The 23,067-nt window shown below is 73.0% G+C and carries 20 protein-coding genes; 15 read left to right on the top strand and 5 right to left on the bottom strand.

The genetic code is table 11. The annotated features are described in order from the left end of the window. Positions 1 to 58: 58 nt before the first annotated feature. Positions 59 to 901, bottom strand: coding sequence for an IclR family transcriptional regulator (locus tag ABT381_RS18640; protein ID WP_351595091.1), 843 nt, complete (start codon positions 899 to 901; stop codon positions 59 to 61). 58 nt (positions 902 to 959) lie between these two features. Between ABT381_RS18640 and ABT381_RS18645 the strand changes: the two genes are divergently transcribed. From ABT381_RS18645 to ABT381_RS18660, 4 genes are read left to right on the top strand one after another with little or no spacing between them, the layout of a single operon-like run. Beyond that, entirely contained in the window at positions 960 to 1,115 is a 156-nt protein-coding gene (locus ABT381_RS18645; protein ID WP_351595094.1) for a hypothetical protein, read from the top strand. Between the two features lie 41 nt (positions 1,116 to 1,156). Then, positions 1,157 to 2,311, top strand: a complete 1,155-nt coding sequence (locus ABT381_RS18650) for a hydroxyacid-oxoacid transhydrogenase (protein ID WP_467754195.1) — start codon at positions 1,157 to 1,159, stop codon at positions 2,309 to 2,311. Between the two features lie 13 nt (positions 2,312 to 2,324). Further along, positions 2,325 to 3,674, top strand: coding sequence for an MFS transporter (locus ABT381_RS18655; RefSeq protein WP_351595097.1), 1,350 nt, complete (start codon positions 2,325 to 2,327; stop codon positions 3,672 to 3,674). Continuing rightward, positions 3,643 to 6,591 carry an FAD-binding and (Fe-S)-binding domain-containing protein gene (locus tag ABT381_RS18660; RefSeq protein ID WP_351595099.1) on the top strand — a complete coding sequence of 983 codons (2,949 nt, stop codon included), beginning with the start codon at positions 3,643 to 3,645 and terminating at the stop codon, positions 6,589 to 6,591. Before ABT381_RS18655 ends, ABT381_RS18660 begins: the two co-directional genes overlap by 32 nt. Here ABT381_RS18660 and ABT381_RS18665 read toward each other — a convergent pair. Beyond that, the gene (locus tag ABT381_RS18665; RefSeq protein WP_351595143.1) at positions 6,568 to 7,824 is read right to left on the bottom strand and encodes an SLC13 family permease; all 1,257 of its coding nucleotides are present in this window, start codon (positions 7,822 to 7,824) and stop codon (positions 6,568 to 6,570) included. The two genes, ABT381_RS18660 and ABT381_RS18665, sit on opposite strands and share 24 nt — an antisense overlap. A 204-nt stretch (positions 7,825 to 8,028) precedes the next feature. On the opposite strand from ABT381_RS18665, the gene ABT381_RS18670 reads away from it, so the two are divergent. The 8 genes from ABT381_RS18670 (at position 8,029) to ABT381_RS18705 (ending at position 15,991) form a co-directional block, all read left to right on the top strand. Next, a complete protein-coding gene (locus ABT381_RS18670) occupies positions 8,029 to 8,418 on the top strand; it encodes a cell division protein SepF (RefSeq protein WP_351595102.1) in 390 nt (129 codons plus the stop codon). An 84-nt stretch (positions 8,419 to 8,502) separates the two neighbouring features. Beyond that, positions 8,503 to 9,771 (top strand): AAA family ATPase, encoded by a 1,269-nt coding sequence (locus tag ABT381_RS18675; RefSeq protein ID WP_351595104.1) that lies wholly within the window; start codon positions 8,503 to 8,505, stop codon positions 9,769 to 9,771. After that, positions 9,768 to 10,112, top strand: coding sequence for a nucleotide pyrophosphohydrolase (locus tag ABT381_RS18680; protein WP_351595107.1), 345 nt, complete (start codon positions 9,768 to 9,770; stop codon positions 10,110 to 10,112). The genes ABT381_RS18675 and ABT381_RS18680 overlap by 4 nt, the downstream gene beginning before the upstream one ends. 132 nt (positions 10,113 to 10,244) lie before the next feature. Then, positions 10,245 to 10,712 carry a DUF6099 family protein gene (locus ABT381_RS18685; protein WP_351595110.1) on the top strand — a complete coding sequence of 156 codons (468 nt, stop codon included), beginning with the start codon at positions 10,245 to 10,247 and terminating at the stop codon, positions 10,710 to 10,712. A 155-nt stretch (positions 10,713 to 10,867) separates the two neighbouring features. Next, complete coding sequence (locus ABT381_RS18690) at positions 10,868 to 11,791, top strand: LLM class F420-dependent oxidoreductase (RefSeq protein ID WP_351595113.1); 924 nt, start codon at positions 10,868 to 10,870, stop codon at positions 11,789 to 11,791. Positions 11,792 to 11,948: 157 nt separating this feature from the next. Then, on the top strand, positions 11,949 to 13,175 hold the full coding sequence (locus tag ABT381_RS18695; RefSeq protein WP_351595116.1) for an arginine deiminase: 1,227 nt from the start codon (positions 11,949 to 11,951) through the stop codon (positions 13,173 to 13,175). A gap of 156 nt (positions 13,176 to 13,331) precedes the next feature. Next, entirely contained in the window at positions 13,332 to 14,336 is a 1,005-nt protein-coding gene (argF, locus tag ABT381_RS18700; RefSeq protein WP_351595119.1) for an ornithine carbamoyltransferase, read from the top strand. 215 nt (positions 14,337 to 14,551) lie between these two features. Further along, positions 14,552 to 15,991: an amino acid permease gene (locus ABT381_RS18705; RefSeq protein WP_351595122.1), complete on the top strand. Its 1,440-nt coding sequence runs from the start codon at positions 14,552 to 14,554 to the stop codon at positions 15,989 to 15,991. A 31-nt stretch (positions 15,992 to 16,022) separates the two neighbouring features. Here the strand turns inward: ABT381_RS18705 and ABT381_RS18710 are convergent, their stop codons facing one another. Further along, entirely contained in the window at positions 16,023 to 16,457 is a 435-nt protein-coding gene (locus ABT381_RS18710; protein ID WP_351595125.1) for an ATP-binding protein, read from the bottom strand. Between the two features lie 226 nt (positions 16,458 to 16,683). Between ABT381_RS18710 and ABT381_RS18715 the strand changes: the two genes are divergently transcribed. Both ABT381_RS18715 and ABT381_RS18720 read left to right on the top strand, forming a co-directional pair. After that, entirely contained in the window at positions 16,684 to 17,511 is an 828-nt protein-coding gene (locus ABT381_RS18715; protein ID WP_351595128.1) for an enoyl-CoA hydratase family protein, read from the top strand. Continuing rightward, positions 17,508 to 19,811 (top strand): bifunctional salicylyl-CoA 5-hydroxylase/oxidoreductase, encoded by a 2,304-nt coding sequence (locus tag ABT381_RS18720; RefSeq protein WP_351595131.1) that lies wholly within the window; start codon positions 17,508 to 17,510, stop codon positions 19,809 to 19,811. The genes ABT381_RS18715 and ABT381_RS18720 overlap by 4 nt, the downstream gene beginning before the upstream one ends. A 64-nt stretch (positions 19,812 to 19,875) precedes the next feature. On the opposite strand, the gene ABT381_RS18725 is transcribed toward ABT381_RS18720, so the two are convergent. Both ABT381_RS18725 and ABT381_RS18730 read right to left on the bottom strand, forming a co-directional pair. After that, positions 19,876 to 20,859, bottom strand: coding sequence for a ScbA/BarX family gamma-butyrolactone biosynthesis protein (locus tag ABT381_RS18725; protein WP_351595134.1), 984 nt, complete (start codon positions 20,857 to 20,859; stop codon positions 19,876 to 19,878). Between the two features lie 242 nt (positions 20,860 to 21,101). Next, entirely contained in the window at positions 21,102 to 21,698 is a 597-nt protein-coding gene (locus tag ABT381_RS18730) for a ScbR family autoregulator-binding transcription factor (protein WP_351595137.1), read from the bottom strand. Between the two features lie 256 nt (positions 21,699 to 21,954). Here ABT381_RS18730 and ABT381_RS18735 point away from each other — a divergent pair, with 256 nt between their 5' ends. Further along, positions 21,955 to 22,974: an MDR family NADP-dependent oxidoreductase gene (locus ABT381_RS18735; protein WP_351595139.1), complete on the top strand. Its 1,020-nt coding sequence runs from the start codon at positions 21,955 to 21,957 to the stop codon at positions 22,972 to 22,974. Positions 22,975 to 23,067 lie beyond the last annotated feature (93 nt).

Here is a 23,067-nt window from a genome sequence, read left to right on the forward strand (position 1 = left end):
GCACATACCCTGCACAGGGCCTCGCGCGGGGCTGACGTCCGGGTCTGAAGTACGGGCCCTATGAGCCGGCCCCGAGGTCGCTCTCGTCCGTCCCGTAGCGCACCGCTCGCATCGTGCGCTCGGACGGGACGACCTGGGCGACCTGGCCGGCGATCTCCATGAGACGCGGGGCGAGTGCGCGGACGCGGGCGTCGGGGAGGCGGACGGCGGGGACCTGGATCACCACCGCCGCGTGGGCGTGGCCCCCGGCGCCGAGTACGGGGGCGCCGATGCAGCGGACGCCCTCGACGTTCTCCTCGTTGTCGATGCTGAAGCCGCGCTCCCGGGTGCGCCGCAGCTCGTCAGCGAACCGCTTCGGGGTGGTCACCGTATGCGGCGTGACCGCCGCCAACCGCTCGGGCAGGGCGGCCAGATAGTCCTCGACGTCCTCCGCGAACGCCATCATCGCCTTGCCCGAGGCCGTGGAGTACAGCGGGAAGCGCGCCCCGGGGTGCTGCTCGAAGCGGAGCGGCAGCGTCGACTGGACGCGCATCACCACCACCGACTCGCCGCCGTCCCGCACGACGAGGTTGACCGACTCGTTCGTCTCCTCGTTGAGCTGCTTCAGCAGCGGCATCGCGCGGTCGGCGCCCAGCGCCCGCTGCGCCGCCTGGCCGAGCAGGATGGCCGTACTGCCCAGGTAGTAGCCCTCCGTCGCGGGATTGCGGCGCAGGAAGCCCTCGGCGGCCAGCGCTCCGACGACGCGGTGCGCGGTGCCGGGCGTGAGCCCGAGGCGCTGCACGATCTCGGTCACCTGGACGTCGCCCTCGGCCTCGATGAACAGCCGCAGCACGGCCATCGCGCGGCCGATGGCCTGGGTGCCGGCCGGGGTGTCAGGTGCCTTGGCGCGTCGCTCACTCACCCGCGGCAGCCTACCGAGCCGTGCACGCCCATTGACGGCGGGCACCTGCCGTCCTAGCTTGCAGGTACTGCTCCACATTGTGGACGGCCTTCCAAAGATCTTCATCGGCCCTACGCCAGGAGACTTCATGCCGCACTTCGAGCACCCCACCGAGACCGTCTTCACCTGGGCCGCGCCGCCCCTGAAGTTCGGCCTCGGCGCCTCGCCGAGATAGGCCAGGACCTGCGCGCACTCGGCGTCACCAACGCCCTGGTCATCACCGACCCCGGCGTCGCCGCGAGCGACGTGCCGGACCGCGTCGCGCACGCGATCAAGGCCGCCGGGCTCGGCGCCGACGTCTTCGACGGCGTCGCCGTGGAGCCGACCGACCGCAGCATCGAGGAGGCCGTCGCCTTCGCCCGTTCCGGCAGCTGGGACGGGTACGTCGCGGTCGGCGGCGGCTCCGCCATGGACACCGCCAAGGCCGTCAACCTCCTCACCACCCAGCCCGGCACGCTGATGGACTACATCGCCCCGCCCGTCGGCGGCGGCAAGGTCCCCGAGCTGCCCGTCAAGCCCCTCATCGCGGTCCCCACCACCGCGGGCACCGGCTCCGAGGCCACCACCATCTGCGTCGTCGACCTGCTCGACCTGCGCCTGAAGGCCGGCATCAGCCACCCCCGGCTGCGCCCCGCGCTCGCCGTCGTCGACCCGCTCACCACCCTGTCGGTCCCCGCCCAGGTCACCGCCGCCAGTGGCATGGACGTCCTCACCCACGCCGCCGAGAGCTACACCGCGCTCACCTTCGACGCCCGCCCCGCCTTCCCCGACGCCGCGGCGCGCGCCGCGTTCTGCGGCGCCAACCCCATCAGCGACGTGTGGTGCGAGAAGGCCATGGAACTGGTCGGCACCCACCTGCGCCGGGCCGTGATGAACGGCAACGACCTCAAGGCCCGGCAGGGCATGGCGTACGCGTCCGCCGTCACCGGCATGGGCTTCGGCAACGCCGGTACGCACATCCCGCACGCCAACGCGTACCCCATCGCCGGCGCCGTGGAGAACTACCGCGCCGAGGGCTATCCGGAGATGCCGATGGTCCCGCACGGCCAGGCCGTCGCCTCCACCGCCATGGCCGCCTTCCGCTTCACGTACCCCTCGAACCCACAACGCCACCTGCGCGCGGCCGAGTTGATCGGCGGCCGGCCCGTCGACCCCGACGAGGGCGCCGAGGCGCTGCCCCGCGTCCTGCGCGAACTCCTGCGTGACATCGGCATGCCCAACGGCATCGCCGCCTTCGGCTACGCCGAGTCCGACCTGGACACCCTGGTCTCCGGCACGATGAAGCAGTCCCGCCAGCTCTCCGTCGTACCGCGCCCGCTCACCACCGAAGCGGCCGGCCGGATCTTCCGCGAGTCGCTCCGCAACTGGTGAAGGGAGCGCAGCCGTGCCCGCATCCACCGCACAGACCCCGAGCCCCATCGGGAAGATCGCCCTCGCCGGCGCCATCGGCACCACCATCGAGTGGTACGACTTCTTCCTCTACGGCACCGCCGCCGGCATCGTCTTCGACAAGCTCTTCTTCCCGAGCTTCGACAGCCTCGTCGGCACCCTCATCGCCTTCGCGACCTTCGCCATCGGCTTCGTCGCCCGCCCCCTCGGCGGCATCGTCTTCGGCCACTTCGGCGACCGGGTGGGACGCAAGACCGCCCTGATCACCACCATGTTCATCATGGGCGCCGGCACCTGCCTCATCGGCGTCCTGCCGACGTACGACTCCATCGGCGTCTGGGCCCCGGTACTCCTCGTCCTGCTCCGCATCCTCCAGGGCATCGGCATCGGCGGCGAATGGGGCGGCGCGGTCCTGATGTCCGTCGAACACGCCCCGGAAGGCCGCAAGGGCTACTACGGCAGCTGGCCCCAGATCGGCGTCCCCGCCGGCCTGATGCTCGGCACCGGCGTCTTCGCGCTGCTCTCCAGCACCCTGGACAGCGAGCAGTTCCTCGCCTGGGGCTGGCGCATCGCCTTCCTGCTCAGCGCCGTACTGGTCCTCATCGGCCTCTACATCCGCCTCCAGGTCTACGAGACGCCCGCCTTCCGCTCCGTACGCGAGCAGCACACCCGGGCCCGCATCCCCCTCGTCGAGCTGCTCCGCACCTCCAAGGTCAACCTGCTGCTGGGCATGGGCACCCGCATGGCCGAGGGCATCGCGTTCAACACCTGGGGTGTCTTCGCCATCGCGTACACCACCACCGAACTGCACGTCCCCCGCACCCACGCCCTCATCGGTGTCATGGCGGCCGCGGCCGTCTGCGTTCCGATGATCCCGCTGTGGGGCGCGCTCTCCGACCGCTTCGGCCTGCTGCGCACCTTCGGCCTCGGCGCCGTCCTCTTCGGCGTCTCCGCCGTCCCCGCCTTCGCGCTCTTCGACACGGGCTCCGTACTGGTCATCGGCGGCACCCTGGTCGTCACCCTCGGCCTCTTCTACGGGGCGATGTACGGCCCGCAGGCCGCGCTCTACGCCGGCCTGTTCCCCGCCAACGTCCGCTACAGCGGCGTCTCCTGCGTCTACCAGGTCTCCGGCGTCTTCGCGAGCGGATGCACCCCGCTGATCCTCACCGCACTGCTCTCGGCGGGCGACGGCAGCCCCTGGCTGATGGTCACCTACATCGTCGCGATGTCGGCGCTCAGCCTGCTCTGCGTCGTCCTCATCGCGCTCCGCCGCCGCCGGAGCGCCGCCGACCGACCCACCGGGAAGGAGCGCCATGCGTCCGTCCGGACACCGGCCCCGCAATAAGGCCGACGCGGCCGGCGCCGAGCTCACCGCCGCGCTCCGCCGCGCCGGCGTGCCCAGCGCCGACGACTCCGACCTCGCCCGCTCCCTGTACGCCTCCGACGCCTCCCTCTACCGCATTCGCCCGCAGGCTGTCGTCGTCCCGCGACACGCCGACGAGATCGCCGCCGTACGCGAGGTCTGCGCCGCGCACCACGTACCGCTCACCCTGCGCGGCGCCGGCACCTCCATCGCCGGCAACGCCATCGGCCCCGGCGTCGTCGTCGACACCAGCCGCCACCTCAACCGCGTACGGGAGATCGACCCCGAAGCCGGTACCGCCCTGGTCGAACCCGGCGTCGTCCTGGCCGACCTGCAACGCGCCGCGGCCCCGCACGGCCTGCGCTTCGGCCCCGACCCCTCCACCCACAACCGCGCCACCCTCGGCGGCATGATCGGCAACAACGCCTGCGGCTCCCGGGCCCTCGGATACGGCCGGACCAGCGACAACGTGCTCGGCCTCGATGTCCTCACGGGGGCGGGGGAGCGGCTGCGGCTCGGGTCCTCCGAGGCGACCGCCTCGCCCCTCCTGACCGCCCTCCGGCGCACCGTCGGCGAAGAACTCGCCCTCCTCCGCACCGAACTGGGCCGCTTCCCCCGCCAGGTCTCCGGCTACGCCCTCGAACACCTCCTGCCCGAGCGCGGCTTCGATGTCGCGCGCGCCCTCGTCGGCAGCGAAGGCACCCTCGCGCTCACCCTCGCCGCCCGGCTCCGCCTCGTCCGCGACGCCCCGCACCGCGTCCTCACCGTCCTCGGCTACCCCACGATGGCGGACGCCGCCGACGCCGTACCGGCGCTCCTGAAGCACACGCCGGTCGCCTGCGAAGGGCTCGACGCCCGCATCGTCCGCACGGTCACCGCCCGCAGGGGCCGCGCGGCCGTCCCCGCCCTCCCGCGCGGCGAGGGCTGGCTCCTCGTCGAACTCGTCGGCGAGAGCCTGCCGTACCTGGTGGACGCCGCGGCCCGGCTCGTACGGGACGCCGGCGCGCTCGACTCCCGTACCGTCACCGACCCCGCCGAGGCCGCCGCCCTGTGGCGCATCCGCGAGGACGGCGCGGGCCTCGTCGCCCGCACCCCTGACGGCGCACCGGCCCACGCGGGCTGGGAGGACGCCGCCGTACCTCCCGAACGGCTCGGCGCGTACCTCCGCGCGTTCGAGGACCTCCTCGCCGACCACCACCTCACCGGCGTCCCCTACGGACACTTCGGTGACGGCTGCCTCCACGTCCGCATCGACTTCCCGCTCGGCGCCCCCGGCGGTACGCAGGCCATGCGCGAGTTCCTCTTCGCGGCCGCCCGCCTCGTCGCCCGGCACGGCGGCTCCCTCTCCGGTGAACACGGCGACGGCCGCGCCCGCGGCGAACTCCTGCCGCTGATGTACTCCCCGGCCGCACTCGGCCTGTTCGCCCGCGTCAAGGCCCTCTTCGACCCCGACGACCTCCTCAACCCCGGCGTCATCGTCCGCCCCGACCCCGTCGACCACGCCGTACGCGCCGCCGGTGCCCGCCCCCTCACCCGCCGCGAACTCCCCACCCTGGCCCTCGCCCACAGCGCCGACGGCGGCGACCTCTCGCGCGCCGTGCACCGCTGCACCGGCGTCGGCAAGTGCCGCGCCGACACCACCGCCACCGGCGGCGTGATGTGCCCCAGCTACCTCGCCACCCGAGAGGAGAAGGACTCCACCCGCGGCCGCGCCCGCGTCCTCCAGGACGTCGCCTCCGGCGCCCTCGGCCCCGACGGCTGGCGCTCGCCCGCCCTCCACGACGCCCTCGACCTCTGCCTCGCCTGCAAGGGCTGCTCCTCGGACTGCCCCACGGGCACCGACATGGCCGCGTACAAGGCGGAGGCACTGCACCAGAGGTACGGGCGCGGACTCCTCCACCCGCGCCCCCGCAGCCACTACGCGCTGGGCCGGCTGCCCCTCTGGACGCGGCTGATCGCCCGCACACCGGGCGCGGCCCGGGTCGCGAATGCGGTATTGCGCTCCCGGCTGCTGCATCCGCTCCTCACCTGGAGCGCGGGCGTCGACGCGCGGCGGTCGCTGCCCACCTTCGCGGGGACGACGTTCCGGCGATGGTTCGCGGACCGGGACCGGGCACCACAGGAAGACGCGCCCCACGGCGACGTGGTGCTCTTCGTCGACACCTTCACCGACGCCTTCGCGCCCGAGACGGGCCGGGCCGCGGTCGCCGTACTGGAAGCCGCCGGCTACCGGGTCCGGGTCACCGAACGCCCCGTGTGCTGCGGCCTCACCTGGATCTCCACCGGCCAGCTGGACGCCGCCCGGCGCCGCGTGCGCGCCACCGTCCGCGCCCTCCTCCCGTACGTACGCGCGGGCATACCGGTCGTCGGACTCGAACCGTCCTGCACCGGAGTACTGCGCTCGGACGCGGCGGAACTCCTGGGCGGGCGCGGCGTGTACGGGGCCGCGGCGGGCGAGGCGAGAGCGGAGGAGGCCGCCGCCGCGCGGGAGGTCGCCGCCGCCACCCGCACGCTCGCCGAACTGCTCAGCGCCACCCCCGGCTGGTCCCCGCCCGATCTGACCGGCACCACCGCGGTCGCCCAGCCGCACTGCCACCACCACGCCGTCATGGGCTGGGACGCCGACGCCGCGCTGCTGGCCGCCGCCGGCGCCATCGTCGAACGCCTCGGCGGCTGCTGCGGCCTGGCCGGCAACTTCGGCGTCGAACGCGGCCACCACGACGTCTCCGTGGCCGTCGCGGAACACGCGCTCCTCCCGGCCGTACGCCGCTCCGCCCCCGGCACCCCGCTCCTCGCCGACGGCTTCAGCTGCCGCACCCAGCTCGCCGACCTGACCGGGCGGCGGGGGACGCACCTGGCGGAACTCCTGGCACGCTCAGCCTCCGAGGAGCCGCAGTGATCCCCACAGCGCCACCACCGCAAGGGACAGCGCGGCGGGCACCGTGATCAGGCCGAGCCGGGTGAAGTCCTTGAGCACCACATCGGTGTCGTGCGCGTGCAGGATGCGCCGCCACAGCAGCGTGGCCAGCGACCCCGCGTAGGTGAGGTTCGGCCCGATGTTGACGCCGAGCAGGACCGCGAGCACCGCGCCGGGGCCACCCTGCGCGGTCAGCGGGATCAGGACGAGTACGGCGGGCAGGTTGTTGATCACGTTGGCCAGTACGGCGGCCAGCGCGGCCACGCCGAGCAGCGCGGGCAGTGACGTGCCGTCGGGGACCAGACGGCCGAGCGCGTCGGCGAGCCCGTTGTCCACCACCGCGCGCACCACGATGCCGAGCGCGAGCACGAAGGCGAGGAACGGCAGCGAGAGCGAGCCCAGGACGGCGCGGACGGTCGTACGGCGGCGGGCGAGCGTGCGGGCCGCGAGCACCAGCGCGCCGGCCGCCGCCGCCCACGCAGGGTCGATGCCGAGCGCGGAGGCGACCACGAAGCCGGCCAGCGTGCAGACCACGGTGACCAGCGCGAACACCGGTACGTCCGGCGGTTCGGCGGCAGCCGGAGGGGGCGTCTCCGCGTCGAGGTCGGCGGCGAAGTAACGGCGGAAGACCAGGTACTCGGTACCGATGGCGACCAGCCACGGCAGCACCATCAGCGCGGCGAACCGGGTGAAGCTCAGCCCGCTCGCCGCGAACGCGAGCAGGTTCGTGAGGTTGGACACCGGCAGCAGCAAGGAGGCCGTGTTCGAGAGGTGGGTGCAGGCGTAGACGTGCGGCCGCGCGCGGGCGCCCAGCCGGGCGGCGGTGGCGAAGACGACCGGGGTGAGCAGCACGACGGTGGCGTCCAGGCTCAGTACCGCGGTGATCGCCGAGGCGAGGCCGAAGACGGCGGCCAGCAGCCGCCGGGGACGGCCCGCCGCGGCGCGTGCCATCCAGGCGCCGCACGCCTCGAAGAGCCCTTCGTCGGCGCACAGCCGGGCCAGCACCAGTACGGCCGCCAGGAAGCCGATCACGGGGCCGAGCCGCGCGGCCTCCTCCCGCGCGTGCGCCAGCGGGATCGCCCCGGTCGCGAGGACGACGGAGGCGGCCGGTACCGCGATGGCCGCCTCCGGCAGCCGGAACGGCCGTACGACCGCGCACACGAGCACGACGACGAGCAGCGCCGCGGAGAGCGCCTCCGCGAGGGGGGTGTTCAGGGTCGTTCCTTTCAGCTGGTCCGTCCGCCGTCGGGGTCGGACAAATGTCGCAGAGTATGCGCTGGCCAGGCGCCATGGTGCAGGATGGGGGCAACGGATGACGCCGAACGCGTGTCATGCCCCGTCAGGTTTGTATGTATATCCCTAGAATTGCTCGATGCAGATACCGCAGCTGCCCAGCGCCCTTGCGAGCGAGGTGATCCGGTGACCCGCCCCGACGCCACCGACGAACAGTGGGAGGGCCTCGCTGAGGTCGTCCCGCTGCGCGGCGGCCGCGAGTGGCCCTCATGGCCCGACCACCGGGCGCTTCCCGACGACGAACCGAGCGAGGCGTCCCGCCGGTTCATCGTCATCCGCGTCCAGACCTTCGCCGACGCCCGCGAGGTCGCCGAACACCTCATGGCCCAAGTGCCCGTGCTGCTCGACCTGAGCAGCGCCGACACGGATGTGGCCAAGCGCATCCTCGACTTCTCCAGCGGCGTCGTCTTCGGCATCGGCAGCGGCATGCACCGCGTCGACACCAACGTCTTCCTGCTCGCCCCGGTCGGCACGGAGGTCGAGGAACCACGGGCGGGGGCGGCGCCGCGCCCGTAGGCGCAGCGCCGGCGTCCCCCGTTCGTAGGAACGGCCGTCCGGCGGAACGGTTCTCCGGCGGCCCGGCTCTCTAGCGTTCCCGCCATGGACCCCTGGAGCCGTACGGAAGAGGGCGCGACGGCCGCGGCCGTGGAGACGGGCCCGGGCGCGGACCCCGCCGCTGAGGCGGGCCCGGGCGCGGGCGCGGGCCCGGGCCCGGGCGCCGAGGCGAGCGGGCCGCCCCGCCCCCTCGTCACCGAGCTGCGCCTGTCCGCCTTCAAGTCGCACCGCGGCGCGACCTACCCGCTCGGCCCCCTCACCCTCCTCGCCGGCCCGAGCGGCAGCGGCAAGTCGAGCGCGCTCCAGGCGTACGGGCTGCTCGTCCGGCTCGGCGCGGGCGAGCCGCTGGACGGGGCGCTCGCCGCCGTACCGGGCGGCGCGGCGGCCTGTGTACCGGAGCGGGCCGCGCCGGACGCGCAGGGGAGGCGCGGCTTCCGCATCGGCTGCACGGTCGACGGACCGGCGGGCCCGACGCGCCTCGACATCGCCGTGCAGACCGAACCCGAGCTGCGGATCGCCGGTGAACGGCTCACCGGCGGCGGCCGGACGCTGTTCACCACCGCGCTCACCGACCCCGGCCGCCGCACGGTGCAGGCCGCGTGGCTCACCGCCGGGGCCGCGCCCGTCACCCGTGCGCCGCTCCCCGACGACCGGCTGGGCACCGCGCTGCTGCCGCTGCGCGTCGCGGGCACGACGGCGGGGCAGCGCCTGGTGCTGGCCGCCGCCGAACAGACCCTGATCGCCCTGCGCTCTTCCTTCGTCTGCGACCCACGGCCCGAGGCGGTACGCGCGGTGGCACGGGCCGCAGGCCCCGGGCCGGGGGCGGGCGCGTCTTCCGGGGCCGGCGTGGCGGACGCCGCCGAGGGCGCACGGCTGCGGCCGGACTGCGGCAACCTCGCCGCCGTACTGGAGCGCACCGGCCGGGAGTGCGCCACCCGCCACGCGGCGCTCGTCGACGCGGTACGCGCCGGCTGCCCGGGCCCGGTGCGGGAGCTCCGCGCGGAGCCCGGCGCACGGCGATTGGACTGGCTGGGCGACGGCGAGCTGCGCTATCTCGCGCTGGCGCTGGTGCTGCTGACCGGCCCCGGCGTGCTGGCCGTCGACCCGGTGGCCGAGGTGCTGCCGGCCCGTCAGGTGCTGACCGTGGTGGTGGACGGGCTGGACCGCTGCCTGGACCGGCGGCAGTCGGCCGAACTGTTCGCGCTGGCCGTACGGATGGCGGCGCGCGGCCACGTCCGGCTGCTGGGGACGGTGACGGACGCCTCGGCCGCCGCCCGGCTGCCGGAGGTCGGAGTGCTACACCTGGGGGCATGAGTGAAGATCTTGAGACCTTGCAGCGCCGGCTGGCCGACTTCGCGGCGGCCCGGGACTGGCAGCAGTACCACACCCCGAAGAACCTCGCCGCGGCGCTCAGCGTCGAGGCGTCCGAACTGGTCGAGATTTTCCAGTGGCTGACGCCGGAGCAGTCCGCCAAGATCATGACCGACCAGGAATCCGCGGCGCGGGTCGAGGACGAAGTGGCGGATGTGCTGGCGTACTTGCTCCAGTTCTGCGGCGTACTGGGCATCGACGCGGCGGCCGCGCTCGCCGCGAAGATCGAGCGCAATGAGGAACGATTCCCCGCGAATCGACCCGGTCGTCACTCTCCGGAGTGATGGATCTCGCAAACTCGCCTTAGTTGTCCACAGATTTGCGAATTACTCTAGCGCTTTCGGCGGTTTCAGTTCACTCTGGGTAGTGGCAGGTGTGCGCAAGGCAGCGGACGAGGGCAAGGGAAGGGGTCGTGCATGGATGCGGTGCGGATCATCGCGGCCAGTCGGCACGGTCTGGCCCAGGCGCGGACGGTCCAGGACATCGTCATAGAGGCGTGGCAGGCGCAGGCCCTGGCGGAGGCGGTCGGCAGCCTCCTGGCGATATCGGGACCGTTCGAGGTGCGGGCCAAGGCGCGGAGGCTGGGCGAGGCGGGAGGCCGGTCGGGCGCGGCGGTGCTGTGTCCGGTACCGAGATCGTACGGCCCCAGGGCGGCCCAGCTGTCCGAAGTCCGGGACAGCAAGCTCGCGTTGACGGACCTGTGCGGCCTGCTGGCCGAGGTGTGCGAGGCCCTGGTGAGCGTCGTCTGCGCGGCCGAGGAGGACGGCCTCTACTGGACGTGCGTGGAGGCGATGGACGCGGCCGACGAGTCCCGCGACCGCGCCGCCGCCATCCTCAAACAACTCCTCGTCCGCGACCGCCCCCACGACCGCGACCTGGCCTGACGAGGAGACCGATGCCCCGCCCCGGCGCACTGACGAGCGCGGGCGGGCGGCTGAGCGGGGGCCTGGCCGAGGGCTGGGCCGGGGGCCGGGCCGGGGGCTGGGCCCAGGTGGTGGGTTGGCGGGGGGCGGGGGGAGGGCAGGGGGAAGATGGGGGGATGGATCTGCGAATCTTTACCGAGCCTCAGCAGGGTGCCGACTACGACACCCTCCTCACCGTCGCCAAGGCCACCGAGGACCTCGGCTTCGACGCATTCTTCCGGTCGGATCACTATCTGCGGATGGGCACGGCGGACGGGCTGCCCGGGCCCACCGATGCCTGGATCACGCTCGCCGGTCTGGCCCGTGAGACCCGGCGCATCCGCCTCGGCACGCTGATGACCGCCGGTACCTTCCGGCTGCCCGGCGTGCTCGCCATCCAGGTCGCCCAGGTGGACCAGATGTCCGGCGGCCGGGTCGAGCTGGGCCTGGGCGCGGGCTGGTTCGAGGAGGAGCACAAGGCGTACGGCATCCCGTTCCCCAAGGAGAAGTTCGCGCGGCTGGAGGAGCAGCTGGCGATCGTCACGGGGCTGTGGGACACGCCGGTCGGCGAGGAGTTCTCGTACGAGGGGACGTACTACCAGCTGGAGAAGTCCCCGGCGCTGCCCAAGCCCGCGCAGCGCAAGGTGCCGGTGCTGATCGGCGGGCACGGCGCGACGCGCACGCCGCGGCTGGCCGCGCGGTACGCCGACGAGTTCAACATCCCCTTCGCCTCCCTGGAGGACACCGCGCGGCAGTTCGGCCGGGTGCGGGCGGCGGCCGAGGCGATCGGCCGCAAGGGCGACGACCTGGTGTACTCCAACGCGCTGGTCGCCTGCGTGGGCAAGGACGACGCCGAGGTGGCGCGCCGCGCCGCGGCCATCGGCCGGGACGTGGCGGACCTGAAGGCCAACGGCCTGGCCGGTTCGCCGGCCGAGGTGGTCGAGAAGATCGGCCGGTACGCGGAGGCCGGGGCCTCCCGCTTCTACCTCCAGCTGCTGGACCTCGACGACCTGGACCACCTGGAGATCATCTCCTCGCAGGTGCAGAGCCAGCTGGGCTGAGGAGCACCGGTCCGCCCGGCACCGGTCCGCCCGGCGCGAGCCGGGTGGACCGGGACCCGGCCGGGGCCGTGCCGCGCCGCGTCCACCGTCCCCCACGCGCCGCACCCACCTTCCCGGATACCGAGTGATCATCGTTGAATCCGGCCAGGATGGGGGGATGGGATTCCATGTCGACTCAGAGGTCGGTCATCTCCGCCGGGTCATCCTGCACCGCCCCGACCTGGAGCTGAAGCGGCTCACCCCGTCCAACAAGGACGCGCTGCTCTTCGACGACGTGCTGTGGGTGCGGCGCGCGCGGGCCGAGCACGACGCCTTCGCCGACACCCTGCGCGACCGCGGCGTCGAGGTGCACCTCTTCGGGGACCTGCTGGCGGAGAGCCTGCGCATCCCGGAGGCGCGGGCGCTGGTGCTGGACCGGGTCTTCGACGAGAAGGAGTACGGGCCGCTGGCCACCGACCACCTCCGGGCCGCGTTCGAAGAGCTGCCGCTGGGGGAGCTGGTCGAGGCGCTGATCGGCGGGATGACCAAGCGGGAGTTCCTGGAGCGCAACCCCGAGCCGACATCGGTGCGCTTCCACGTGATGGACCTGGACGACTTCCTGCTGCCGCCGCTGCCGAACCACCTCTTCGCGCGGGACACCTCGGCGTGGGTGTACGACGGGGTGTCGGTGAACGCGATGCGCTGGCCCGCCCGGCAGCGCGAGACGGTCCACTACGAGGCGATCTACCGGTACCACCCGCTCTTCACGCACGAACGTTTCCACGTGTGGTCCGAGGGCCAGGCGGCGTACCCCTCCACCATCGAGGGCGGCGACGTGCTGGTGATCGGCAATGGCGCGGTGCTGATCGGGATGAGCGAGCGGACCACGCCGCAGGCGGTGGAGATGCTGGCCCGCGGGCTGTTCGCGGCCGGCTCCGCGCAGACGATCGTGGCGCTGGACATGCCCAAGCGGCGGGCGTTCATGCACCTGGACACGGTGATGACGATGGTGGACGGCGATACGTTCACGCAGTACGCGGGGCTGGGGATGCTGCGCTCGTACACGATCGAGCCGGGCGCGAGCGAGCGGGAGCTGAAGGTCACCGATCACCCGCCGGAGCACATGCACCGGGCGATCGCGGCGGCGCTCGGCCTGGACGGCGTGCGGGTGCTGACCGCGACGCAGGACGTGCACGCGGCGGAGCGCGAGCAGTGGGACGACGGCTGCAATGTCCTGGCGGTCGAGCCGGGCGTGGTCGTGGCGTACGAGCGTAATGTCACGACCAATACGTTTTTGCGGAAGCGCGGGATCGAGGTGATCACGATCCCGGGGAGCGAGCTGGGGCGGGGCCGCGGCGGACCGCGCTGCATGAGCTGCCCGGTGGAGCGGGACGGGATCGGGTGAGCCCGCGGGCGGCTCCGGCTCGTTGAATAGGAATGCGCGGCGTCGTATACACTTCCATATTCGACCGCCCGGTCGTGCCTGTTGCGACGCAACGTCGTACCTGATGCGACCGCGAGGCCGTACCCGACCCCATTGGCCGCGACCTAGGAGCCTGCCATGGCGATTGACCTCACGGGCCGCCATTTCCTCAAGGAGCTGGACTTCACCGCCGAGGAGTTCCGCCACCTGATCGACCTCGCCGCGGAGCTGAAGGCCGCGAAGCGCGCGGGCACCGAGGAGCAGCGGCTGAAGGGGCGCAACATCGCCCTGATCTTCGAGAAGACCTCCACCCGGACCCGCTGCTCCTTCGAGGTCGCGGCCGCCGACCAGGGCGCCCACACGACGTATCTGGACCCCTCCGGCTCGCAGATCGGGCACAAGGAGTCGGTGAAGGACACCGCCCGCGTGCTCGGCCGGATGTTCGATGGGATCGAGTACCGCGGCAGCGCCCAGGTGAACGTCGAGGAGCTGGCCAGCCATGCGGGCGTGCCGGTCTACAACGGCCTGACCGACGAGTGGCACCCCACCCAGATGCTCGCCGACGTGCTCACCATGATCGAGCACAGCCCCGGCCGCCCCCTGGGAGAGCTGACCTTCGCCTACCTCGGCGACGCCCGGTACAACATGGGCAACTCCTACCTGGTCACCGGCGCCCTGCTCGGCATGGACGTGCGCATCGTGGCGCCGAAGAAGCTGTGGCCCGAGGAGTCGGTGATCGCGAGCGCCCGGCAGCTCGCGGAGAAGAGCGGCGCCCGGCTGACCCTCACCGAGGACGTCGCCGAGGGCGTGCGCGGCGCGGACTTCGTCGCCACCGACATCTGGGTGTCGATGGGCGAGCCGAAGGAGGTCTGGGACGAGCGGATCGCGCTGCTCAGCCCGTACGCCGTGACGATGGACGTGCTGCGCGCCACGGGCAAGGAGGACGTGAAGTTCCTGCACTGCCTGCCGGCCTTCCACGACCTCGGCACGGCCGTCGGCCGCGAGATCTACGCCCGGCACGGCCTGGAGTCGCTGGAGGTCACCGACGAGGTCTTCGAGTCGGCGCACTCCGTCGTCTTCGACGAGGCGGAGAACCGCATGCACACGATCAAGGCGGTCATGGTCGCGACGCTCGGACGCTGAGCCGGCGCTCCGGAGAAGCGGCCGGAGAAACCACACCGGAGAAACCACGCGCCGCGGACGCGGTCGCCGCATACAAATACGCCTTAATGGGCGATCATGCACCATTTTCGGTTATCATCGAACCGAACCTCGGGGGCGGGCCGATCGGCCCGCCCCTTCTCCGTGCCCCGCCCACCCCGCCGGGCACGTCGCACCACCAGGAAGAGAACCACCCCATGTCCGCGTCCGGACTGCGCATCAAGTCCCCCGACCTGCTCGTCGCCGAATCCGGCGCGGATCTCGAAGGCCACGGCCTCAAGCGCACCATGGGCCTCTTCCAGCTGGTGTGCTTCGGCGTCGGCGCGATCGTCGGCACGGGCATCTTCGTCGGCCTCTCGGACACCGTCGCCGAGGCCGGCCCCGCCGTCGTCGTCTCCTTCGTCCTGGCCGCCCTGACCTGCGTCTTCACCGCCTTCTCGTTCGCCGAGCTGGGCGGTGCGATCCCGGTCTCCGGCAGCTCGTACTCCTACGCGTACGCCACGCTCGGCGAGCGCACCGCCTTCCTCGTCGGCTGGTGCCTGCTGCTGGAGTACGGCGTGTCCGTCTCGGCGGTCGCGGTGGGCTGGGGCCAGTACCTCAACGAGCTGCTGGACAGCCTGGTCGGTTGGCAGCTGCCCGCCGCGCTGTCCGCGCCGCCCGGCGAGGGCGGCGTCCTCAACCTCCCCGCCGTCGTCGTCATGCTGCTCGCCGCCACGCTCCTCGTGCGCGGCATCCGGGAGAGCGCCCGCGCCACCGCCGCGATGGCCGTCCTGAAGATCGGCGTACTGATCCTCTTCTGCGTGATCGCCTTCACCGCCTTCCGGTACGGCAACCTCTCGCCGTTCGCCGCGCAGGGCGCCGCCGGCATCACCTCCGGCGCCTCGGTCGCGTTCTTCTCGTACATCGGCTTCGACGCGGTCACCACGGCGGGCGAGGAGGTCAAGAACCCGCGGCGGAACATTCCCGCCGCGATCCTGATCTGCATCGGCCTCGTCACCGTGCTGTACTGCCTGGTCGCGCTCGCCGCGATCGGCGCGCTCTCCGCGGACGACGTCGCCGACAAGCCCGCCGCGCTCTCCCTGATCGTCGACCGGGTCACCGGCTCGGCGCTGGGCGGCGGGATCATCGCCTTCGGCGCGGTGGTGGCCATCGCGTCCGTCGTCCTCGCGGTGATGTACGGCCAGACCCGCATCCTGATGTCGATGTCCCGGGACGGGCTGATCCCGCGGGTGTTCGAACGGATCTCGCCGAAGACGTCGACGCCGGTCCGGGGCACCTGGATCGTCGCGGTCGTCTTCGCGGTGCCGGCCGCGGTGGTGCCGCTGGACGTGGTCATGAATCTGACCACCATCGGGACCCTCGCGGTCATGGCCGTGGTCAACGTCTGCGTCATGCGGCTGCGCCGCACCCGCCCCGAACTGCCGCGCCGCTTCCGGGTGCCGCTCTTCCCGCTCAGCCCGCTGCTGGGGATCGCGTTCTGCCTGTACCTGATCTACGGCACGGGCCCGGCCACCTGGCTGCAGTTCGCCGCGTTCCTGGTGGTCGGCGCCCTGGTGTACGCGCTGTACGGCCGCCGGCGCTCGCGGCTGGCCGCCACCGCGCCCGAATCCGCTGCCGAAGTGGCGCCGAAGGAGTGAACCGGGGGCCCGGTCCGGGCCCGGCGGGCGCTCAGTCCGTACCGGCTCCCGGCGCTGCCGGGAGCCGGAACCACACCGCCTTGCCCTGTTCGGTCGGCCGGTAGCCGGATGCCGCGCTGAGGGTGCGGATCAGCAGCAGCCCCCGGCCGCCCTCGTCCAGCAGGTCGATCTCCGGCGGGGCGTCGTCGCCCAGGCCCTGGACCGGCGCCGGGTCGTTGTCGTGCACCTCGACGTGCGGGTGGCCGCTCGGCAGCACCTCGATGACCAGCTCGATCGGCTTGTCTCCCGGTGTGTGCTCGACGGCGTTGGCCACCAGCTCGCCGGTGAGCAGCTCGGCCGTGTCGCTGTCCGTGGCCACCCGCATGTCCGTGAACGCCATCCGGATCAGGGCGCGCGCGATCGGCACTGCGGCAGTGGTGTGCGGCAGCGTGATCCGCCAGGACGACGGCGCGGCTGGCTCCGGCAAGGTGCGTTTCCGTTCACGGGGCGTGATGTCCTCTTATAACGGTACGAACCTCTGCGGCGGACGGCTCGTCACGGCTTGTAGCGACGTCGGGAGTGCCGGGTGGATGCCTTATCGCGTACTCGTGACGGCGGTCACGGTTGCGTGATAACTTCCCGGAACAGGTAACGCCGGATACCGGCAGATACCGCCAGGCACCAGCCCTCCGGCTGAAGGGGGCACGACGCCCATGAGCCCGTTCACAGGTTCCGCGCACGCCACCGACGCATGGGAACACCTCCGCGTGACCAGGGAGGACGGGGTCGCCACCGTCACCCTCGCGCGCCCGGACACCCTCAACTCCCTCACCTTCGGCGCCTACGCCGACCTCCGCGACCTGCTCGCCGAGCTCTCCCGGGAACGCGCCGTGCGCGCCCTGGTACTCGGCGGCGAGGGCCGCGGCTTCTGCTCCGGCGGCGACGTGGACGAGATCATCGGCGCCACGCTGGAGATGGACACCGGCCAGCTGCTGGACTTCAACCGGATGACCGGTCAGGTCGTACGGGCGCTGCGGGAGTGTCCGTTCCCGGTGATCGCGGCCGTGCACGGTGTCGCAGCCGGGGCCGGCGCCGTCCTCGCGCTCGCCGCCGACTTCCGCATCGCCGACCCCTCGGCGCGCTTCGCCTTCCTCTTCACCAAGGTCGGGCTCTCCGGCGGCGACATGGGCGCGGCGTACCTGCTGCCCCGCGTCGTCGGCCTCGGGCACGCCACCCGGCTGCTGATGCTGGGGGAGGCCGTGCGCGCTCCCGAGGCCGAGCGGATCGGGCTGCTCAGCGAGCTGGCCGAGGAGGGCAAGGCGCACGAGGCCGCCGCCGCGCTGGCCCGCCGGCTCGCGGCCGGGCCGGCGCTCGCCCACGCCCAGACCAAGGCGCTGCTCACCGCCGAGCTGGACATGCCGCTCGCGGCGGCCGTCGAGATGGACGCGGCGACCCAGGCGCTGCTGATGAACAGCGCCGACTACGCCGAGTTCCACGCCGCGTTCACCGCCAAGCGCGGCCCGAAGTGGCAGGGGAAATGAGCTCCGGGGACGGGGCGCTGCCCGGCGGCCGGGTGGCCGTCATCGGGGGCGGCCCCGGCGGCCTGTACGCGGCGGTCCTGCTCAAGCGGCTGGATCCGGCCCGCGAGGTCACCGTCTGGGAGCGCAACGCGCCCGACGACACCTTCGGCTTCGGCGTGGTCCTCTCCGACGAGACCCTGGGCGGCATCGAACAGGCCGACCCGGTCGTCCACGAAGCGCTGCGCCGCGAGTACGTGCGCTGGGACGACATCGACATCGTGCACCGTGGCCGCACCCTCACCTCCGGCGGCCACGGCTTCGCCGCCATCGGGCGCCGCCGCCTCCTCCAGCTGCTGCACGAGCGCTGCCGCGCCCTCGGCGTACGGCTGCGCTTCCGTACCGAGGCGCCGCCCGCCGCCGTCCTGGCCCGCGACCACGACCTGGTGATCGCCGCCGACGGCGTGCACAGCGCCACCCGCGGCGCGCACGCCGAGGTCTTCCGCCCGCACCTGACCACCCACCGCTGCCGCTACATCTGGCTCTCCGCCGACCTCGCCTTCGACGCCTTCCGCTTCGACATCGCCGAGACCGAGCACGGGGTGCTGCAGCTGCACGGGTATCCGTACGGGGAGCGCGCGAGCACCGTCATCGTCGAGGCGCACGAGGACGTCTGGCGGCGGGCCGGCTGGGACGCCTGCCCCGCGCAGGAGTCCGCCGACCAGTGCGCCAAGATCTTCACGGACGCGCTGGGCGGCCGCCCGCTGTACGGCAACAACTCCGCCTGGACCGCCTTCCGTACGGTCACCAACGCGCGCTGGTCGCACGGCAACGTCGTGCTGCTCGGCGACGCCGCGCACACCGCCCACTTCTCCATCGGCTCCGGCACCAAGCTCGCCATCGAGGACGCCCTTGCGCTCGCCGCCTGCCTCCAGGAGCACGCGGCGCTGCCCGACGCGCTCGCCGCGTACGAGGCCGAGCGCCGGCCCGTCGTCGAATCCACCCAGCGGGCAGCCCGCGCCAGCCTGGAGTGGTTCGAGAACCTCGCGCAGTACGCGGACCAGCCGGCCCGCCGCTTCGCCTTCAATCTCCTCACCCGCAGCCGCCGGGTCACCCACGGCAACCTCCGGCTGCGCGACCCCGGCTTCGTCACCGCGGTCGAGGAGGAGGCCGGCGTGCCGCCCGGTACGCCGCCGATGTTCACGCCCTTCCGGCTCGCCGGGCTGACCCTGCGCAACCGCGTCGTGGTCTCCCCGATGGACATGTACAGCGCCGACGCCGACGGCACACCGGGCGACTTCCACCTCGTCCACCTCGGCGCCCGGGCCCTCGGCGGCGCAGGCCTGGTGATGACGGAAATGGTCTGCGTCAGCAGGCAGGGCCGCATCACACCCGGGTGCACAGGGCTGTACGCGCCGGAGCACGAGGCCGCCTGGCGCCGGGTCACCGACTTCGTGCACACCGGCGCGCCCGGCACCGCGATCGGCGTCCAGCTCGGCCACTCGGGCCGCAAGGGCTCCACCCGGCTGATGTGGGAGGGCATCGACCAGCCGCTCCCCGAGGGCAACTGGCCGCTCGTGGCCGCCTCCGCGCTCCCGTACCGGCAGGGCGTCAACCAGATACCGCACGCGCTCACGGCGGACGAGCTGGCCGGCGTGCGCGAGGACTTCGTACGCGCCGCCGAGCGTGCCGCGCGCGCCGGCTTCGACCTGCTCGAACTGCACTGCGCACACGGCTATCTGCTCTCCGGCTTCCTCTCGCCGCTCACCAACCACCGCACCGACGCCTACGGCGGCGACCTCGCCGCGCGGCTGCGCTTCCCGCTGGAGGTCTTCGACGCGGTACGCGCCGTCTGGCCGGACGGGCGGCCCATGACGGTACGGATCTCCGCCACCGACTGGGCGGCGGGCGGCACCGGTGCCGAGGACGCGGTGGAGATCGCGCGGGCCTTCGCCGCGCACGGAGCCGACGCGATCGACGTCTCCACGGGGCAGGTGGTCGCTGACGAACAGCCCGCGTTCGGACGCTCGTACCAGACGCCGTTCGCCGATCGCATCCGCAACGCGGTGGGCATCCCGGTGATCGCGGTCGGCGCCATCTCCTCCTGGGACGACGTCAATTCGCTGATCCTCGCGGGGCGCGCCGACCTGTGCGCGCTGGCCAGGCCGCATCTCTACGACCCGAACTGGACCCTGCACGCCGCCGCGGAACAGGGGTACTCCGGCCCCGGCGCGCCCTGGCCCGCGCCGTACCGGGCAGGCAGCCGCATTCCGCCGGCGGGGCGTACGGACGGGCCCAAGCAGCGGCTGACGCTGGGGGGATGACGCGCCCGGCGGACGGGCCGGGCGGGGTGCGCGGCCGTCGTACCCGGCCGCCGCGGTCCGCCGGTCAGCCGACGGGAGCGCAGCTCACCGTGGCGGTGAAAACAGGGTGGCCGTGCTGTTCCGCGGTGACCGCGACGCGCGGCCGGCCGGCGTCGTCGTGCCCGGCGGCCTCGGCCCGTATCCAGCACGGCGCGTCCAGCTCGCCGTAGCGGACGAAGGAGCAGTCCATCGCGGCGGCGATCGAGGGGCCTGGGCCCACCGCGGCGTACGCGGCCTGCCGGGCGGCCTCCACCAGCAGCATCCCCGGCGCGTGGTCGACGGGGTGGTCGAAGAGCACCGGGTGGGAGATGTCGGCCCGCAGCTGCCAGCGGTCGGTCTCGGCGGTGGGGGAGAGCACCACGTCGGCCGGGCGGTCCCGGCCGACGAGCGCCGGGCGGACGGGAGCGGCCGGCGGGATCGCGCGCGCGAGGGCGTGGCCGAGGTCGGCGTACGGGCCGCGCAACCGCCGGTAGACGGCCGGGATGTGGCAGGTGAAAGTGCACTCGACGCGTCCCAGACGCCGGTCGTCCCGATAGGCGTCGAAGATCTGCCGCATGCTGGACAGCCGGCTGCCTCTGCGCACGATGTCGTGGTCGTGCACGCGTACTTCGACGTCGGCGGGGGCGCCGGCGAGCGCGAGCGCCTCGGGGTCGGCGGAGTACCGCATGCTTCCCCAGATCACCGGGTGGCCCAGCGGGATGCCGTGGCCGACGTGATTGAGCAGGAGGCCGGCCTGCCGCACGGTCTCCGCCAGCATCATCGGGTCGTGCAGTCCGTGCGCGGGGCCGTAGAAGCTGTGGGCGCGCGGCCATTGGGCGTCGACGGTCCAGGCGTCGTCACCGTTGCCGCGCCAGTCGGTGAGGAACACCTCGGTCACCGAGCTGCGGTGGACGTACTCCCGCGGAACCGTGGTGGTCAGCGGCCGCTGCGGAGCGAGTGCGGGGGATTTCCCCGAAGGCGCGGTGAGTCGGCCGCGGACGGAGTGCGGCACGGTCAGAACGTCGGGCATGCGGGTTCCTTCCCTGGACGGGCGCGGGCTGCGCCCTTACTCAGCGCCTGCTGCCCCAAGATACGAACCGGCTGGTTTGTTTTCTAGTGCTTCAGAGTGAATCTTTGGGCAGAAGTGTTACGTGTGACGGCATAGTTATCGAGCCACGGCCGTTTTCGGCCGCGCCACACGCAGCGACGAGTTGCTCAGGACGTCGGAAGACGGCGGCCGAGGGGCCGCCGTCGGAGGAGGTGCCGGGCCGGTCAGGCGGCGTGGCGCTCCCATCGGCCGCTGGGGGTCAGGTGGCTCATGGCTCCCGGCGAGGCCAGGCTCGGCAGGATGTGCCGCCACAGAGAGGTGACGCGCTCGTGCAGGTCGGTGCGGTTCGCGGCGGCGTGGGAGAAGAGCTGCACGCCCATGTACGCGGACACGACGAACTCCGCGGCCTTCGCCGGGTTCACCGCGGGCAGCAACTCCCCGCGCTCGCGCGCCTCGGTGAACATCCTGGTCACGATCTCGATCCAGTCCTGGTACGGCACCAGCGGTTCGTGGCTGAAGGTGGTCTCCACCGCGATCCGGGTGCCGGCCTGCAGCACCGGGTCCTCGCGCAGCGCCCGCGCCACCTGATGACTGAAGTCGATGACGTCCTGCACCCGGGAGTCGCTGGGCGGCGGGACCAGCATCTCGGTCTGTTCCGCGATGACCGCGCGGGCCAGGGCGTCCTTGGACGGGAAGTGGAAGTACAGCGCGCCCTTGGTGACCTTGGCGCGCTGGATGATCTCCGCGATCGTGGCCGCTTCATAGCCGCGCTCGCCGATGACCTGGGCCGCTGCCACGAGGACGGCCTGTCGAGTGCGCACTGCCCGTTCCTGCTTGGCCACCGGCGGTCCTCCGCATGTTCGCTCTGGGGTGCGTCCGCCTTCCGCGGATCTGGCCGAATTCTATTGACGGCGCAAACAATAATCCAACCAGACGGTATTGATCTGTCGTGGAGATTTGGGAAAGCTTCGTTCCGGTCCTACCGGTCGTGAACGGTCGGCCCCCGAGTCCGGACGCGGCGCGTGCGTACGGGCCCTGCAATCGTCCGCAGCCCTCTATCCCCAGGAGCCTCCCCCCATGGCCGCGCCCGTCCACCCCGCCACCCACCGCGAAGTCCGCCTCGCCGCCCGCGCCGACGGCGCCCTGACACCGGATCACTTCACGGTGGTCGACACTCCGCTGCCGGAACCGGCCCCGGGTACGGTCCTGGTGCGCAACCGGATCATGGCCGTGACCGCCGTGATGCGCACGATGATGACCGGGGCCGAGCTGCCCATGCCCTCCTTCGTGCCGGGCCGGGCGCTGTGGGGCGCGGCGATCGGCGAGGTCGTCGAGGCGCCCGGCGGCGGCTTCGCGCCCGGCGACCTGGTCCGGCACGACCTGGGCTGGCGGGAGTACGCCCTGGTGGACGCGGCACGGGCGCAGCGCATCGACCCCGAGGCGCTGCCCGACCCGGCGGCGCACCTCTCGCAGGGCGCCACCGCCTGGGGCGCCCTCGTGCACATCGCGCGGGTACGGCCCGGTGACACGGTGTTCATCACCGGCGCGGCCGGCGGCGTCGGCAGCCTCGCGGGCCAGCTCGCCCGGCGCCTGGGGGCGCGCCGGGTCATCGGCTCCACCGGCTCGGAGCGCAAGGCCGAGTACCTGGTGAAGGAGCTGGGCTACGACGAGGTGGTGCTGCGCGGCGCCGGGCCGATCGGCCCGCAGCTGCGCAAGGCGGCGCCGAACGGCATCGATGTCCTGCTGGACACCGTGGGCGGCGAGCAGCTGGCGGCGGCGCTCGAATCGGCCCGTACCGGCGCCCGGTTCGCGCTCGTGGGCGCGCTGTCGGCGCAGCTGGGGGCGGGGGCCGGGACCACGGCGCCGGTCGAGCTGGACACCGCGCTGGTGGTCACCCGGCGGGTCGCGCTGCGCGGCTTCTCGGTACGCGACCACCCGGGCCTCGCGCAGGAGTGGGCCGAGGAGTTCGGGCGCGGCCTGCGCGACGGCACGCTGATCTTCGCGCACAGCCGGCTGCGCGGCCTGGACCAGGCCCCGGAGGCGCTGCGCGAACTCGTCCAGGGCGACCACACCGGGGCGGTGCTGGTCGAGCTGTGAACTCCGTGCGGCCCGCCGGGGGGCGGGCCGGGCGGCCGCCGTAGGGGCCCACCCCGACGGGTCCCGACGGCATACGGGCGTGGCGGCCACCGG

It is taken from the genome of Streptomyces sp. NPDC000151 (genome assembly GCF_040301705.1).
Lineage (GTDB): Bacteria > Actinomycetota > Actinomycetes > Streptomycetales > Streptomycetaceae > Streptomyces.